15 protein-coding genes are annotated in these 14,728 nt (G+C 61.7%); 5 read left to right on the plus strand and 10 right to left on the minus strand.

Annotation, left to right across the window (positions count from 1 at the left end; translation table 11 throughout):
* Positions 1-49 precede the first annotated feature (49 nt).
* The 3 genes from ACQZAB_RS00755 (at position 50) to ACQZAB_RS00765 (ending at position 3,857) form a co-directional block, all read left to right on the plus strand.
* Positions 50-1,078, plus strand: coding sequence for a sugar phosphate isomerase/epimerase family protein (locus ACQZAB_RS00755; RefSeq protein ID WP_428386272.1), 1,029 nt, complete (start codon positions 50-52; stop codon positions 1,076-1,078).
* Positions 1,079-1,087: 9 nt separating this feature from the next.
* Positions 1,088-1,633, plus strand: a complete 546-nt coding sequence (locus ACQZAB_RS00760) for an NfeD family protein (protein ID WP_428386273.1) — start codon at positions 1,088-1,090, stop codon at positions 1,631-1,633.
* 148 nt (positions 1,634-1,781) lie between these two features.
* Complete coding sequence (locus ACQZAB_RS00765; protein WP_428386274.1) at positions 1,782-3,857, plus strand: methyl-accepting chemotaxis protein; 2,076 nt, start codon at positions 1,782-1,784, stop codon at positions 3,855-3,857.
* 6 nt (positions 3,858-3,863) lie between these two features.
* Here ACQZAB_RS00765 and ACQZAB_RS00770 read toward each other — a convergent pair whose 3' ends face one another.
* The 3 genes from ACQZAB_RS00770 to ACQZAB_RS00780 are packed head-to-tail and all read right to left on the minus strand — an operon-like array spanning position 3,864 to position 6,176.
* A complete protein-coding gene (locus tag ACQZAB_RS00770) occupies positions 3,864-4,133 on the minus strand; it encodes a FliM/FliN family flagellar motor switch protein (protein WP_428386275.1) in 270 nt (89 codons plus the stop codon).
* Between the two features lie 45 nt (positions 4,134-4,178).
* Positions 4,179-5,753 carry an anthranilate synthase component I gene (gene trpE / locus ACQZAB_RS00775; RefSeq protein WP_428386276.1) on the minus strand — a complete coding sequence of 525 codons (1,575 nt, stop codon included), beginning with the start codon at positions 5,751-5,753 and terminating at the stop codon, positions 4,179-4,181.
* Positions 5,754-5,759: 6 nt separating this feature from the next.
* On the minus strand, positions 5,760-6,176 hold the full coding sequence (locus ACQZAB_RS00780) for a hypothetical protein (protein ID WP_428386277.1): 417 nt from the start codon (positions 6,174-6,176) through the stop codon (positions 5,760-5,762).
* Between the two features lie 64 nt (positions 6,177-6,240).
* On the opposite strand from ACQZAB_RS00780, the gene ACQZAB_RS00785 reads away from it, so the two are divergent.
* Together ACQZAB_RS00785 and ACQZAB_RS00790 are read left to right on the plus strand one after the other, a co-directional pair.
* Positions 6,241-7,782 carry a hypothetical protein gene (locus ACQZAB_RS00785; RefSeq protein WP_428386278.1) on the plus strand — a complete coding sequence of 514 codons (1,542 nt, stop codon included), beginning with the start codon at positions 6,241-6,243 and terminating at the stop codon, positions 7,780-7,782.
* Positions 7,783-8,137: 355 nt separating this feature from the next.
* Complete coding sequence (locus ACQZAB_RS00790) at positions 8,138-9,013, plus strand: TorF family putative porin (RefSeq protein ID WP_428386279.1); 876 nt, start codon at positions 8,138-8,140, stop codon at positions 9,011-9,013.
* A gap of 92 nt (positions 9,014-9,105) precedes the next feature.
* On the opposite strand, the gene ACQZAB_RS00795 is transcribed toward ACQZAB_RS00790, so the two are convergent.
* The 7 genes from ACQZAB_RS00795 to ACQZAB_RS00825 form a co-directional block, all read right to left on the minus strand.
* Positions 9,106-10,293, minus strand: coding sequence for an aminotransferase class V-fold PLP-dependent enzyme (locus ACQZAB_RS00795; protein ID WP_428386280.1), 1,188 nt, complete (start codon positions 10,291-10,293; stop codon positions 9,106-9,108).
* A 7-nt stretch (positions 10,294-10,300) separates the two neighbouring features.
* Positions 10,301-10,792, minus strand: coding sequence for a DinB family protein (locus ACQZAB_RS00800; RefSeq protein ID WP_428386282.1), 492 nt, complete (start codon positions 10,790-10,792; stop codon positions 10,301-10,303).
* Between the two features lie 12 nt (positions 10,793-10,804).
* Positions 10,805-11,284 carry a DinB family protein gene (locus ACQZAB_RS00805; protein WP_428386283.1) on the minus strand — a complete coding sequence of 160 codons (480 nt, stop codon included), beginning with the start codon at positions 11,282-11,284 and terminating at the stop codon, positions 10,805-10,807.
* A gap of 18 nt (positions 11,285-11,302) precedes the next feature.
* Positions 11,303-12,406, minus strand: coding sequence for a ThiF family adenylyltransferase (locus tag ACQZAB_RS00810; RefSeq protein ID WP_428386284.1), 1,104 nt, complete (start codon positions 12,404-12,406; stop codon positions 11,303-11,305).
* 98 nt (positions 12,407-12,504) lie between these two features.
* A complete protein-coding gene (rpsG, locus tag ACQZAB_RS00815) occupies positions 12,505-12,978 on the minus strand; it encodes a 30S ribosomal protein S7 (protein WP_428386285.1) in 474 nt (157 codons plus the stop codon).
* Positions 12,979-13,032: 54 nt separating this feature from the next.
* A complete protein-coding gene (rpsL, locus tag ACQZAB_RS00820; RefSeq protein ID WP_428386286.1) occupies positions 13,033-13,407 on the minus strand; it encodes a 30S ribosomal protein S12 in 375 nt (124 codons plus the stop codon).
* Positions 13,408-13,534: 127 nt separating this feature from the next.
* Positions 13,535-14,704, minus strand: a complete 1,170-nt coding sequence (locus ACQZAB_RS00825) for a hypothetical protein (protein ID WP_428386287.1) — start codon at positions 14,702-14,704, stop codon at positions 13,535-13,537.
* Positions 14,705-14,728: the final 24 nt, after the last annotated feature.

The following is a 14,728-nucleotide window of genomic DNA, read 5'->3' on the forward strand; positions in this document are numbered from 1 at the left end:
GTATGGATTTGCCGATTCGTCAGAACTGATTTTGAGATTGGAGTTTGCGATGCCACGACCTGTCACGCTGTTCACCGGCCAGTGGGCTGATCTGCCATTTGAGACGATGTGCGAGAAGGCGGCGGCGTTTGGCTATGACGGTTTGGAGCTGGCTTGCTGGGGAGATCACTTTGATGTGGAGCAGGCGGCGGAGAGTGATGCTTACTGTCGGGAGCGGTGGGCGATTCTGGGGAAGTACGACCTGACAGCTTTTGCTGTGTCGAACCATCTGGTGGGTCAGGCGGTGTGTGATCTGATCGACGAGAGGCACCAATCGATTCTTCCTGAGTCGGTGTGGGGTGATGGGGATGCGGAGGGGGTTCGGCGGCGGGCGGCGGAGCGGATGATTTTGACGGCGCAGGCTTGTCGTCGGTTTATCGATCAGAAGCCGGAGGGTAAGGATGCATTTCCGGCAGTGGTGAATGGGTTTACGGGGTCGAGCATCTGGCATGCGACCTATGCGTTCCCGCCGACGAGCCAGGCGTATTGGGATGCGGGTTTCAAGGATTTTGGGGATCGGTGGAAGCCGATTCTGGATGCGTTTGAGAAGGCGGATGTGAACTTTGCGCTGGAGGTGCACCCGACGGAGATCGCGTTCGATCTGGCGACGTCGGAGCGGGCGATCGAGGCGGTGGGTGGTCACAAGCGGTTCGGGTTTAACTATGACCCGTCGCACCTAGGGTATCAGGGGGTGGACTACGTGAAGTTCATACGGGCGTTCGCGGAGCGGATCTATCACGTGCACATGAAGGATGTGTGGTGGGGTCACGGGGATGGGTCGGTGGGTGTGTTCGGGGGTCATACGGATTTCTGTGATCCGCGGCGGTACTGGGATTTCCGTTCGCTTGGGCATGGGGATATTGATTTCGAGGAGATCATTGTCGCCTTGAATGATGCGGGGTATCGCGGGCCGTTGTCGGTGGAGTGGGAGGATGGGCGGATGGATCGTGAACATGGCGCGACCGAGGCGTGCGACTTCGTACGGTCGGTGGATTTCCCGAGCAGTGATCTGGCGTTTGATGGTCAGTTCGATCGATAGGTTGGGTTCATGCTGACGGCGTTGTGTTTGCTGGCTCAGAGTCAGGCCCCTGCGGCGAGCGGGGCCGGGAGTGGTGGCTCGCTGATTCTGTGGGGCGTGATTCTGATCGCGGTGGGTCTGGGCCTAGTGGTGCTGGAATTTTTCGTGCCGTCGGCGGGGGTGTTGGCGCTGGCGGCGTCGGCGAGCCTGGTGGTGGGGATCGTGATGCTGTTTATCAGCGATACGACGCTGGGGTTGTTCGCGACGTTGTTTGCGTTGGTGCTGCTGCCGGTGATCGTGGGGACGGGACTGAGGATCCTTCCGCACACGCCTGTTTTCCGGATGTTGACGCTCGGATCGAATCAGGAGGCGGAGGAGGCTGCGGCGGCGAAGAAGTCGACGCGGGTTGGGCAGGAGGGGGTGGCCTTGAAGGATCTGCGGCCTGTGGGGATGTGTGAGATTGGGGGCGAGCGGATCGAGTGTCTGGCACAGGGCGGGGTGATTGATGCGGGCTCGCGGGTGCGTGTTGTGTCGGAGGATGCGTTTCAGGTGAAAGTGGCTGCGGTCAAGGTCTGAATAATCAGGCCTCTTTATCCTACGCAAGGATGTTGATCGTTCTGCACGTTTTTGGCTTCAGTACTAAGGGAAAACCACCGATTAGCCGGATGGCAATGTTTTGGGCATAGCCGTCATGTTTTGCGATCTGGTCCCGCTGGAGCATAAGATGAAACTAACCATTGGTCGAAAGCTGGCGTTTGGTTTTACCGTGGTCACGGCGATTGGCATCGGCGTGGGTGTGGTGGGTCAGGTTGCGCTGAATCACCTGTCGAATCAGGTTGAGGAAGTCGCGGAGATGACAGCGGACAGTCAGGTGGGTGGCAAGTCGCAGACGACGCTTCTGGAACTGCGGACTGCGGTTAAGGACTACCTGCTGACGAACAAGGAGTCGGAGTACGAGATGTACACGGTGGCTCGAGAGCGATTCCGAGAGCTGCTTGAATCGAGCGATGCCAGCTTCCAGAACCCCGGGCGGCGTGCAGAGCTTGTCAAGATCCGGGAGAAATTTGATGCGTATGACGCTGCCTTCTACGAGGCAAAGCAGGTCATCACGCGACGCAACTATCTGCGCGATCAGTCACTGCTACCGGCTGGCCGAGGCCTGCGTTTGGCTTTGAAGGAGTATGAAGACGTCTTGCGAGGCCGCGGGGATTTACAGGGCGTGACGGAGGTCGCGGATACAACGGTGAACCTGATGTTGGTCCGGCTTTATGGCCGGATGTATCTGGCAGGGGGCGAATCTGAACGGCTTGAGCGCACGCAGGTTGAGCTGGCTTCTCTTAAAGAGCGTATAGCCGGCTTGCGGACCTCAGCGGGTGCATCCGACGTTGATTTTATCGAGCGTTTCGAAGCCCTGACGAACCAGTACGGAGAGAACCTGGCTGAGCTAACGGAACTGGTGGCTCAGCGTGATGCCTTGGTGCTCGGCTCATTGGATGTCTTGGGACCTCAGATTTATGGGCATTGGCAGACGATCGTCGAAAGTCTGGCGGAAGATGCCAGTCGGATCAACGGCGAGGCTCTCGCTACGGCTGAGCGGAATGTTCTGACCGTCAACATTGCCATCCTCGCTGACATTCTTTTGGCGGCCTTGCTGGCGTTCTTCATCACGCGCAGTATCACGGTTCCGATGAATCGGACGGCGGCGGCGATGCTGGACATTGCTGAGGGGGATGGCGATCTGACTGTTCGACTGGATGAGAAGCGGCAGGATGAGCTGGGTCTTCTGGCCAGGGGCTTCAACCGGTTTGCCAGCAAGGTGCATGACCTGGTGGCGTCGGTTCAGGGGGCCTCACACGAGGTCGCTTCAGCTTCGACCGAGATTGCGGCGACGTCTGAGCACATCTCCAAGGGTCTCCTTGATCAGCAGCGTCAGGTGAGCGTGATTGCTTCGGCGGCGGAGGAGATGACTGCATCGGTGGCTGAGGTTTCGAATCAGGCTGGAAGCGGTCTGGAGCGTGCCCGCGAGGCGGGTGAGATGGCGAGTCGTGGCGGCAGCGTCGTGAAGCAGACCATCGAGGACATGCAGGAGATCGCTGATGCGGTGAAGGCCACGGCGAACTGCGTGGAGGACCTTGGAAGGCGCGGCGAGCAGATCGGTGCGATTATCGAGGTGATCAACGACATCGCGGATCAGACGAACCTGCTGGCGTTGAACGCGGCGATCGAGGCGGCCCGTGCGGGTGAGCATGGTCGCGGGTTCGCGGTGGTGGCCGATGAGGTGCGTAAGCTCGCAGACCGGACGACCAAGGCGACCGAGGAGATCGCTGAATCGATCGAAGCGATTCAGGAAGGGACAGGTACGGCGGTCGAGCGGATGCAGTCCGGGACATCGCGGGTGTCTCAGGGTGTGGCTCGTGCCGAGGAGGCGGGCGAGAGTCTGGAGTCGATTGTGGCCGGCTCGAACGAGGTTTACCGGCTGGTTGAGAGCATCGCTACTGCGAGCAGCGAGCAGGCTTCCGCCAGCCAGGGCGTGACGAGCAGCGTGACGGAGATCTCGACGGTGATTTCCTCGTCGGCTGAGGGCTCGAAGCAGGCTTCGGAAGCGATCGAGTTGTTGTCGCGGAAGGCGGAGCAGCTGTCGGCCCTGATCTCGAAGTTCAAGCTGCATGCGGATGATCGGCGGAAGAACGAGGGGCCGATCCCTCCAGACATCCGGGACAAGCGGCTGGATGTGAAATCGCACGGCATCGAGCTGATGCGTAAGCAGGGGCTGGATCCGGCTGAGTTTGATAAGAAGTGATGAGGTTTAGTCGGCGGCGAGTGCCTCGGCCCGTTCTCTGGCGGTGGCGAGGTTCTCGATCCGGACGCCGAAGTTCTCACCGACTTTAACGGCAGATCCGTCGCCGACCACCTTGTTGTTGATCAGCAACGACAGGTGGTCGTCGGCGGATTTGCTCAATTCGAGGATGGCTCCGGGCCCGAGGGAGAGGATGTCGTCGAGGGGCAGCTTCTGGCGGCCGACTTCGACGATGAAGGGGACGCGGAGTTTGAGGAGGGTTTTGACATCGGTCGCCATAGTGTGGTTATCGGCCGGCGGGCCGGCGGGGCTGGAAAGTGCGTATCAGGTCCTGAAGGTTGATTCGGCGACGTCGATGGCCTTGGCGAGGGCGGCGGCCTTGTTGACGGTTTCCTGGTGTTCGGCGTCGGGATCGGAGTCGGCGACGATGCCGCCACCGGCCTGGAGGTGGACGTTCCATGTGCCCTGCTGCTCGGCGGGCTGCACGACCATGGTTCGTAGGGCGATGGCCATGTCCATGTTGCCCTGGAGGTCGGCGTAGCCGACGGCGCCGGCGTAGGGACCGCGTCGGGTGGGTTCGAGTTCGTCGATGATCTGCATCGCGCGGATCTTGGGTGCCCCGCTGACGGTGCCGACGGGGAGGGTGGTGCGGAGAGCGTCCCAGGCGGTCAGACCGTCGAGGAGGGTGCCTTCGACGGTGGAGCTGATATGCATGACGTAGCTGTAGCGTTCGACTTCCATCAACGCGGTGAGTTCGACGGATCCGGCGTGGGCGACGCGGCCGACGTCGTTACGGCCGAGGTCGACAAGCATGATGTGTTCAGCTCGGTCTTTGGGATCGGCGAGGAGTTCGGCCTCGAGAGCTTTGTCCTCGTCGGGGGTATTGCCGCGGTGCCGGGTGCCGGCGAGGGGTCGGTTGATGATTTGGCGGTCTTTGACCTTGCAGAGGATCTCTGGGCTGGAGCCAATGAGCATACCGCCTTCGATCTGGAGATAGAACATGTAGGGTGAGGGGTTGACGACGCGGAGGGATCGGTAGATGTCGAAGGGATCGACGGGTGTCTGTCGGGTGAAGCGCTGGCTGGGGACGACCTGGAAGGCGTCGCCAGCGAGGACGTATTCCTTGACGCGTTCGACGGCCTGCTGGTACCCCCCTTCTCCGAGGTTGGAGGTAGGGAGTCTGGAGGGTGCGGAGTGAAGGTCGAGTCCGGCTTCGGCCAGGGTAAGGCTGTCGAGGCCTTGTGGGTGGGGCTCGGCGAGTTGTTGGGCGATGGTGTGGAGGTGTTCCAGAGCGTTGTCGTAGGCGGTTTCGGGCGACTGGTCGGCGAAGAGGTCGACGTGGGTGATGAGAGTGGCGGTTTTCTGGACGTGGTCGAAGGCGACGAGGTCGAGGTAGAGCTGGAGGTGGATGTCGGGGAGGTGGCGGTCGTCTTCGGGTGGGTTGTTAAGCCGCTCGGGTTCGGCGTAGCGGACGGTGTCGTAGGCGGTGTAGCCGACCCAGCCGCCGGTGAACTCCGGCAGGCCGGGGAGCGGATGGGCCTGGAGTTGTTTGGAGAGCTCGGAGACTTCGTGGAGGGGGTCTTCGGCGATGCGTGCGCCGGTGGGGATGAGGTTGTGGGTGGAGCGGATTTCGACTTCGTTACGTCTAGCGATGAACTCGGCGGCGGGTCGTGAGCCGAGGTAGCTGAAGCGGCCGACACGGTCGCCATCGATCACGGATTCGAAGAGGAAACTGGGCGCGTTGCGGACATCGGGAGCGACAAGACGACGGTAGGCGAGGACGGGGGTCATCCAGTCGCTAAGGACGCGGAGTGAGACGGGCAGGAATCGGTTACCGGTGGCCTGTGCCTGGCTGAAGAGATCCGGGAAGGCTTGTTGGGAGGGGATCGAGTGCGCCATGTGCGCTCACTTCGGGGCGGGTTGCGGGGACTGGGAGGCGGCGGTGTCGTCGGATGGGGTGGTGTCCGGGCCGTACATGGAGGCTTCCTGGCCGGCGCGTTTCTTCTCGATGTACTTACTGACCCAGGTTTCCCAGCTGCGGCCGGTGGCGGGGTCTTTGCCGGTCATGGCGATGGACTTGATCTGGTCGTAGGGGATGGTCTGGGTTTGGCCGTCGGGCGTCATGAGGCGGAGTACGGCGGCGTCTTTGCGGCGATCGAACAGGTAGCCCGCGGCGGTGTTGCCTGTGGTGAGGTGGAGGGTGACATCGCCTCGGTAGTCGAAGGCTTTATCGATGGCGTCTGCGCGTTCGGTGTCGTTGGCAGGCTCGAAGTGTGTGCCTTCGAGGCTGGCTGTCTGGTCTGTCTGGGGGGGTTCACTCATAGCTGGTCTAGCGTACCCTATGGGCAGTGGTTTGGGATTGGCGGCCCTTTCTGGAGCCCATGGGATGAATATCGAGACGTTTTTGGGTCATCACGGGGTGACGGTGAATCCGTTTGCGGCGGAGGAGGCGAGTCTGGATCCGGTTTTTGATCGGATGATTGACGGGCCGCCTATGCATCCGGACTTCACGAAGATTCTGGGGCGGGTGGATCGGCCGAGTGGCGCGGTGGTGTTCGGGGAGAAGGGCAGCGGGAAGACGGCGATCCGGCTGATGATCGAGCGGCACGTGGCGAGGCACAACGTGGAGCGCGATAGCGGGCGGGTGATGCAGGTGGCGTACGACGATCTGAATCCGGTGCTGGACCGGCTGACGCGTCGGTTTCGGGGGGATGAGCAGGCGATGCTGGATCATCTGGGTCTGGCGGACCATCAAGACGCGATCCTGAGTGTAGCGGTGACGCAGTTGGTTGACGGGTTGCTGCGGCCTGAGGATGGTCCGAACGGGCGGATGCCGCTTCCCAAGGATGCGTGGCAGCGTCTGCGGAAGATGAGCCGTGATGAGCGGGTGGACCTGCTGGTGCTGGCGAGTTGGTACGACCAGCCGGTCAACGGGGGTGTGGTGTCGCGTTGGCAGCTGCTGAAGAAGCGGCTGCGGGTTGGCTGGCGGTTGCCTCATCAGGCGTTGCTGCAGGCGGCGTTGCTGCTGCTCATCGTGGCGGGGATTCTGGCGGTGGTGCTTGGGCTGGAGCTGGGGACCTCGGTGTTTCTGGTGCCGGCCTGCGGCTTGAGTTTCGCGGGGGGGTTGGGGCTGCTCGGCTGGTGGGGCTGGCAGCGATGGTCGTTGTGGCGGTTGTGCGTGGGGATTCGTCGAGAGCTACGGCCTGTGGAGCGGGGGGTGGATGAATCGATGGCGATGCTGGGGCGTCTACGTTCGATGGACGTTCGACGTCAGCCGCTTGGGCGGGGTGCTCATCAGGATGAGACGGGGCCGAAGGCGGCGGATGACAGCCGGTATCGGCTGACGCAGCGGCTGCTGAAGGTGCTCAAGGTGCTGGGCTATGACGGGATGATGGTGCTGATGGATCGGGTGGACGAGCCGACGATCATCAGCGGGAACCCGGCGCGGATGCGTCCACTGGTTTGGCCATTGTTCGACAACAAGTTCTTCCAGCAGCCTGGGGTGGGAGTCAAGCTGCTGCTGCCCATCGAGCTTCGGCATGCGTTGTTCAAGGAGTCGCCGGCGTTTTTTCAGGAGGCTCGGCTGGACAAGCAGAGTCTGATCGATCGGTTGTCGTGGTCTGGCGCGACGCTTTATGACTTGCTGTCGAGTCGTTTGCGTGCGTGCAGGAATGATCGCAGTTCAGATTTCTACTTGGCGTATTTGTTTGCCGAGGATGTGAACAACGCTCATATCGTCGATGCGCTGGATCAGATGCATCAGCCACGGGATGCCTTGAAGTTTATTTACAACGTGGTTTTGGAGCACTGCAAGCTGGTTCCGGAGGATCAGGAGAACTTCAAAATTGCGCGGCTGACGCTCGACAACGTCCGGCAACGGCAGGCTCAGCGGGTCCAAGACCTTTATCGCGGGTTAAGCCCGGGTTGAATCGGGCATTAGGACATGAGAATCTTCAAGGGAACTGACCGGTAACGTCGATCTGCCAATTAGTTATCAGCACGAGGGCCGAATGGAGAGGCCCGCAGGATTGGACACGCGTCATGGGTTGCTCTAGTCTCTCTACGGATGGAGAGGCCATGCGGCCTGGTAAGCGACTTTATGATCTGCTTACAGAAGGTGCTCTCCAGAACCAACCTTGGACCATGGAACCATTAACAACCCGGCTATCTACACCAGACCTTTTGCCTCATTGTTAGAGGCTGATTGATTTTCGAGCCGTTGTGTAAGCGGCCGAAGCCTTTGTCCACGCGGTGTTGGATACCTTTTAGAAGGAGTGATAAGAATGTCACTGATCAAGAATTGCACGACGGCTACCCTCGCCGCTAGCGCTCTAGCTTTCGGCCTCTCGACCAGCGCGATGGCCCAGGACGCTCCTGCGGTCAACACGGGTGCCATCAGCGTCGATGCTGGTGTCGACTGGACCAGCGCCTACTACTTCCGTGGTATTGCCCAGGAAAACCAGGGCCTGATCCTTCAGCCCTATGCGACCGTGACCGTCGATCTGTATGAAGACGACACCTTCACGGTGGCCGGTTACGTCGGCACCTGGAACAGCTTCCAGTACAACGACGCAGCCAGCAACGATCCCTGGTACGAGCAGGACGTGTTTGTTGGTGTAACCGTCGGTCTGCCCGAAGGTCTGACGCTCGACGTGTCGTACGTCAACTACTACAGCCCGCGTGGCGGTGCTGGTTTCGCCGAAGAGTTCGCCTTTGTTCTCGGTTATGACGACAGTGAACTGCTGGGCGAGTTTGCTTTCAGCCCGTACGCTTTGCTGGCGCTTGAATTTGACGGCGGTGCGGATGGCGGTGCCGACACCGGTACCTACCTTGAGCTCGGCGGTGAGTTTGCCCTAAACGTGCTGCAGTCCGAAGATTACCCCGTTGATCTGACCATTCCGTTCGCGGTTGGCTTCAGCATCGCTGACTACTACGAGTCGGGCAACGCTGGTGATGAAGATTTCGGCTTCATTCAGGTTGGTCTCGTGGCTTCGACCCCGCTCGCTTTCATCCCTGCTGAGTACGGTGAGTGGTCGGCCAGTGCCGGCATCCACCTGCTGTTCATGGGCGACGCAGCCAGCGATATTGGCGAAGGCGTTGTTCACGGTTCCGGCGATGTGGTGCCCATCGGCACCGTCGGCATCAGCCTGAGCTACTAAGATCTTCGCCATGCCTTCGGCATGCTGATCTGAAACAATCAAGACCTCGGCCTTCGGGCCGGGGTCTTTTTTTTTGTTGGGTCTCGGCTGGTTCAGGCGTGGATGGCTGCTAGCGCTGCCAGCAGGCGATCCACGTCTTCGGGGGTGTTGCTCGGGCCGAAGCTGATGCGCAGGGCGCCATCTGGCAGGAGACCGAGTTGGCGGTGGACCTGGGGCGAGCAGTGGAGCCCGGCACGGGCGGCGATGTGGAAGGAACCGTCGAGGATCGAGGCAAGGCTGGCGGCGTCGAGCAGCGATGACGTGAGGCTGAGAATTCCGATGGTCTGGCTCGAATCGGCTGAGCCGAGCGGTTGGAGGGCGGGGATACGCTGCAGGCCATCGAGAAGCTGTGTTCTGAGAGCCCGTTCGGTTCGGAGGCGTTGAGTGAGAATGTCGTCTGTCAGGGGTTCGATGGCGGCGAGCAGGCCGGCGAGACCGATGGTGTTGGGTGTGCCAGCTTCGAGGCGGTGAGGCAGTTCGTGCGGTTGGGTAGGGGTTTTGGAGTCGCCGCCTGTCCCGCCAAAGCGGATGGGGTGGATGGCTTCTGCGGCTCGCTGGCTGAGGCAGAGGGCGCCGGTTCCCGTGGGGCCGGCAAGACTTTTATGGCCGGAGAAGGCGAGGAGATCGATGTGGAGACTGTCCATGTCGATCGGAACGAGTCCGGCGGTCTGTGCGGCATCGACGCAGAGGAGCGTTTGGGTGGCGGCCAGCTGCTCGCCTATCTCGGCGATAGGCTGGAGGGTGCCCAGGACGTTGGAGGCGTGGCTGATGACCACCAGTTTGGTTTGGTCCGTGCAGGTGCTGAGGAGTGCTGGTGCTTCGACGACGCCTGACTGATTGAAGGGCACGCGGGTGAGGCTGATGTGGTTTTGCTGGTGGAGGGTTTCGAGCACGCGCGAGGTGGCGTTGTGTTCGAGTGTGGTGGTGACGACGTGGGGTTTGGGGTCGGCGGGAGTTTCGGGAAGGACGCCTTGGATCGTGAGGTTGAGGGCGTCGGTGCCGTTGTGCGTGAAAACGACATGCGAGGGGTCTGGGACGCGCATCAGACGGACCAGCACGGTTCGTGTGCGGTCCATGACAGACTGGGCGGCGGTGGAGAGTCGATGGCCGGCGCGGCCTGGGTTGCCGGCTTCGTGGCGGGCGAAGTCGGCCATGGCTGTGAGCATGGTCTCGGACTTGGGCCAGCTGGTGGCTGCGTGATCGAGGTAGAGGATGTTCTGGCTGTCGTCGTAAGCGGGCATGGGTCTGTCAGACCGAGGGCAGGCCCTGCACCCGTCGCCAGGCCGAGAGCTGGCCGAGGTGCGTGGCTTCGTGAAGAAGCATGACGTAGCCGAGGAGGTCGCCGACGCGAGGGAAACGGGTGGTCCAGCGTTCGATGGGCATGGGCCTGAGGATGTCCTGCTCGGTGGCGGCTTCGAGTGCGGCGAGGACGCTGGCGTGGCCTTCTGTGAAGCTGGCGACGAGTTGCTCAGGATCGCCATAGGTCGCGAGGTCGGGCTGGGGGCTCGACTGCATGCCGAAGGGGTGGTCCTTGGGGTCGGCGGGTGTTTCGCCTTTGAGCAGACCCGCGAGGACTTCGTGGTAGAGGGTGAGGTGGGCCAGGATCCAGGCGGGATGATTCATGCCGGGCGCGGGCTGGTGGGTCCACTGGTCGGGCTTGAGGTCGGCGACGAGTTTCTGGGCGTAGTCGCGATTGGCGTTCCAGCCGGCGATGAGAGTGGCTTTGTAGGCGTCGAGCATGGTGTTGCACCTTTAGAACTTAGGCGGGTAGCCGGAAGCGCGTCGCCAGGCCGAGAGTTGGCCGGCGTGGATGGCTTCGTGCGTGGTCATGAGGAAGGTCAGCATGTCGGCGAGCTTTGGCAGGCTTGCCCGCAGGCTTTCGAACGGATTGGGGGACGCGAGTTGGTCGGCGGAGACGGCTTTTACGGCGGTCGTCAGCCTGTCGTAGGTGGCCGTCAGGGCTTCGTTGAGGTGGTCGGCCGTGGGGTAGCTGGCCAGATCGCTTGTAATTTTGGACCCCATATTGAAGCTGTTCTTGTAGCTTGGTGGGAGGTGCGTGGCCTGGCCGAGCATCTCCAGGGCTGAATCCCGAACGAAGCAGCAGTGGCCGATGATCCAGGCGGGGTGATTGAGGCCCTGAGGCATCTCGGCGAAGCGCTCTGCGGGGATGTCGCTGGCGAGACCGGAGAGGAACTCGTGGGTCATCCTGAAGGCGGCGAGTACTTGGTCCATCCGTGTTCTCCGAGCGGGTTAGTTTCCGACGTAGCGAGCATACAGGGATCGGGCGAGGGTGGGGTCTTCGGTGCCCTTGATGATGGCACGGCCGTCCTGGAAGACGGTGATCTCGAAGGTTTTGTTGGCTTCGGTGACTTCGCCTCGGACGAGGTAAGGCGAGAGCTGCGCGGGGCCGAAGGTGGAGAGACGATCGGAGCAGGCCTTGAGGTCGAAAGGGGTGGCCGTTCGGACCGGTGGGGTGATCTGCACGGCGTGGCGACCGCAGAGGGAGGTGGTCTCCGAAGCGGATGTGCCTTTGAGGAAGCGATGCAGTCTTTGGGGGTAAGATGACTCGACCAAGGTGGTGACGTCGATCTCAGTGATCTTGTGGGTCTGGAGATCGATCTGCAGGAGTTGACGGTTGATGGCCTGCCACTGGTGGGTGAGGATCCGGAGGGCTTCGGCAGCCTGAAAGCCAGCGACGATCGAGATCAGCGGGCCGAGGACGCCGGCTGTGTCACAGGTGGGCGTGGACCCGGGTGGCGGGGGTTCGGGGAAGATCTGCTCGAGGTCGGGGCCTGCGGCGCCTGCCTTTTCCCAGGGCGTGTCGGCGGACAGGGTCTGGGGCAGGATGGCGTAAACGGCTCCGTGCATGGCGACCGCGCCGCCATAGACGTACGGGATGGCGTGCGCCGTGCTGACGTCGTTGAGCAGGTAGCGGGTTTCGAAGTTGTCGAGACCATCGACGATCACATCAACACGCTCTCTGCTGCCACGAGCGCCTGTGAGTTCTTCGATGTTGGCTGGCGTGGCGTCGGCGACAATGGCATCGATCTGGATCTGGCTGTTGATCTTCTCGAGTCGCTGTTTGGCGGCCTGGGCTTTGGGGAGGCCGGCTTTGGCGTCCGACTCGTCGAAGAGGACCTGACGCTGAAGGTTGGTGAGTTCGACGATGTCGCGATCAACCAGCGTCAGGTGACCCACTCCGGCTCTGGCCAGAGCGTCGGCGTTCGCGCAGCCGAGAGCGCCGCAGCCGATGACGATGGCGTGGCTCTCGGCGAGCTGTTGCTGTCCCCTCTCGCCGATGCCGGGAAGGAGCATCTGGCGGTGATAGCGGCTGGTCGGTGGCTGAGAGGTCACGGGTTTATGCTAGCTGAGACGGTTGCGTTGACGCACAGGACCAAGAAAAAACCCTCGACGCTTGCCGAGGGTTTCGAAGAGGTTTGTTGGGGGCTGTCTCACCAGGCGAAGTGGGAGAAGGCTTTGTTGGCGTCGGCCATGCGGTGGACCTGATCGCGTTTGTTGACGGCGGAGCCTTCGTTGCGAGAGGCGTCGAGGAGCTCGCGTCCGAGCCGGATGTACATCGGACGGCCGCTGCCGGAGCGGGCGGCCTCGATGATCCAGCGGAAGGCGAGGCTCTGCTGACGCTTGCGGTTGACCTGCATAGGCACCTGGTAGTTGGAGCCACCAACACGCTTGGAGCGAACCTCCACGGAGGGCTTCACGTTGCTGAGAGCTCGGTGGAAGATTTCGATCGCGGTGGGCTCGCCTTTGGTCTGCTTCTCGATCTCATCCATGGCGTCGTAGACGACACGCATAGCGACAGACTTCTTGCCGTCGAGCATGATGCAGTTGATGAAGCGTGAGAGGACCTTATCGCCGTAGCGGGGGTCCGGAGCGAGCTGTGTTTCGGAGGCGGTAAAGCGACCCATGGATTCCTCGTTGCGTGAATGTCCGCTGTGTCTCCAGCGGATTGGTTGTCTTGTTTACTTGCCGGACTTCTTAACGCCGTACTTGGAACGGCCGCGCTTGCGGCCGTCGACGCCTAGGCAGTCAAGGGCACCGCGGACGATGTGGTAGCGGACGCCGGGGAGGTCACGCACACGGCCGCCTCGGACGAGCACGATGGAGTGCTCCTGGAGGTTGTGTCCTTCACCGCCGATGTAAGCGGTGATTTCCTTGCCGTTAGAAAGGCGAACACGAGCGACCTTGCGGAGGGCTGAGTTCGGCTTCTTGGGGGTCACGGTCTTGACCTGCAGGCAGACACCGCGCCGCTGAGGGCATTGATCGATGTCTTTAACCTTGGACTTAACCGAGGGTGTGCGTCGTGGTTTGCGGATCAGCTGGTTGATCGTCGGCATACGGATGGTCTCATCGCTGGGGCCCTGCTAACAGGCTGGGCCGAGCCACGTAGTATAGACGTAGCAGGTTGGAACTCGCAAACCGGGGTTCACGCGGCTGGAAAGCACATCGCAGATGGCTCTTTAGTCATTTAATGGCATGGATTTGCGCTTCAAGCTGGGATGTGAAATCTGAGACTGTTTGACAGATGTCGTCTGTAGCCGTGCGAGGCCATGCTGCGGGATCGGTCTCCAGCAGGCTTCTGATGGCTGCGGCGGTGCTTTCGGGGGTGGCATTCGATGGCAATGCAGCCATGGCCTGCCGCGGGTCCTTGAGGGGGTAGGCGTCGGCAGACGTGTTGGAAGTCAGGAGACGGGGGGCCAGACTAAGTGAGAGCGGGGGCAGCAGGTCGGCGGCGGGATCGACGCTGGGCTGGATCACGAGGTCGGCGGCGGCGATGAGTTCCGGCAGTCTGGAGGGGATACCGATCAGACGAACGGCGTCGCGGCAGCCCCGATCGGCGATGGATTGATTCAGGCGGTAGCCGACCCAGGTGGCGACCAACAGCACGCACTCGGGATGGCTTCGGTGATACCGGTTGAAGGCATCGAGGATGAGCGGCCAGCGGTCTTCATCAGGGCGCATCGAGGTGTACAGAAGTATCGCATGGCCCTCGGGGATGCGGTAGGCGTGTCGGAGTTGGGCCCGGGTTTGTCTGGCTGTTGCTTGGTCGAGATCCGGGAGGGACAGCGGGGTAGCCAGGGTATGTGTTGGCGACGATGGGGCATATGGATCGTTGGCGATCTGCTGCCAGATGTCCTGATTGAGGGCGATGAGTGTATGGGTGCTCTGACGCGTCATCGCTTTTCGTTCGAGCTGTCGGAGTCTGACCTGGCGGGGTGAAGCGTGATGCAGGAGTTGTCTCAAGCGCCGCCTGGCGGCGGAGAGATGTTGCCGCTGGCGTTTAAGGGTGACGGCTCGCAGGCCTTGCGTCGGGATCATGATGTCGGCGGCGACGAGTGGGCTCAGGGAGATAGAGAGGGCATCGGGTGTTTGGCTGATCTCATCTCTGGCCCAGTTGGCGAACTGGATCAGGGCTCTGGTTTCGGGGCGGAGGGGTTTCTCAGCGGAGGTACGGGTGCGCTCGGGATAAGGTGCGTCGTCGGCTGCTCGGGCGGTGAGAATCGTGAGGTTGTGGCCTCGGGTGATGAGTTCGGCGACGACGTTGCGGAGATCGCCGAGACGCCAGGCGGGGGACCCGCCCCAGGTCGGGGTGATCCAGAAGAGTTTTCGGGTAGAGGTGTTGGTTTCCCGCACGTCGGAAGCGTAACAGGCCGGGTT

This window comes from Mucisphaera sp. (assembly GCF_965279675.1).
GTDB lineage: Bacteria > Planctomycetota > Phycisphaerae > Phycisphaerales > Phycisphaeraceae > Mucisphaera.

Bases quoted from the DNA above. Each gene is read 5' to 3' on its own strand.
- ACQZAB_RS00785 (WP_428386278.1), top strand. From the start codon at position 6,241: ATGAATATCGAGACGTTTTTGGGTCATCACGGGGTGACGGTGAATCCG.
- rpsG (WP_428386285.1), bottom strand. From the start codon at position 12,978: ATGGGTCGCTTTACCGCCTCCGAAACACAGCTCGCTCCGGACCCCCGC.
- rpsL (WP_428386286.1), bottom strand. From the start codon at position 13,407: ATGCCGACGATCAACCAGCTGATCCGCAAACCACGACGCACACCCTCG.
- ACQZAB_RS00755 (WP_428386272.1), top strand. From the start codon at position 50: ATGCCACGACCTGTCACGCTGTTCACCGGCCAGTGGGCTGATCTGCCA.
- ACQZAB_RS00790 (WP_428386279.1), top strand. From the start codon at position 8,138: ATGTCACTGATCAAGAATTGCACGACGGCTACCCTCGCCGCTAGCGCT.
- ACQZAB_RS00780 (WP_428386277.1), bottom strand. From the start codon at position 6,176: ATGAGTGAACCCCCCCAGACAGACCAGACAGCCAGCCTCGAAGGCACA.
- trpE (WP_428386276.1), bottom strand. From the start codon at position 5,753: ATGGCGCACTCGATCCCCTCCCAACAAGCCTTCCCGGATCTCTTCAGC.
- ACQZAB_RS00795 (WP_428386280.1), bottom strand. From the start codon at position 10,293: ATGCCCGCTTACGACGACAGCCAGAACATCCTCTACCTCGATCACGCA.
- ACQZAB_RS00760 (WP_428386273.1), top strand. From the start codon at position 1,088: ATGCTGACGGCGTTGTGTTTGCTGGCTCAGAGTCAGGCCCCTGCGGCG.
- ACQZAB_RS00770 (WP_428386275.1), bottom strand. From the start codon at position 4,133: ATGGCGACCGATGTCAAAACCCTCCTCAAACTCCGCGTCCCCTTCATC.
- ACQZAB_RS00765 (WP_428386274.1), top strand. From the start codon at position 1,782: ATGAAACTAACCATTGGTCGAAAGCTGGCGTTTGGTTTTACCGTGGTC.
- ACQZAB_RS00805 (WP_428386283.1), bottom strand. From the start codon at position 11,284: ATGGACCAAGTACTCGCCGCCTTCAGGATGACCCACGAGTTCCTCTCC.
- ACQZAB_RS00800 (WP_428386282.1), bottom strand. From the start codon at position 10,792: ATGCTCGACGCCTACAAAGCCACTCTCATCGCCGGCTGGAACGCCAAT.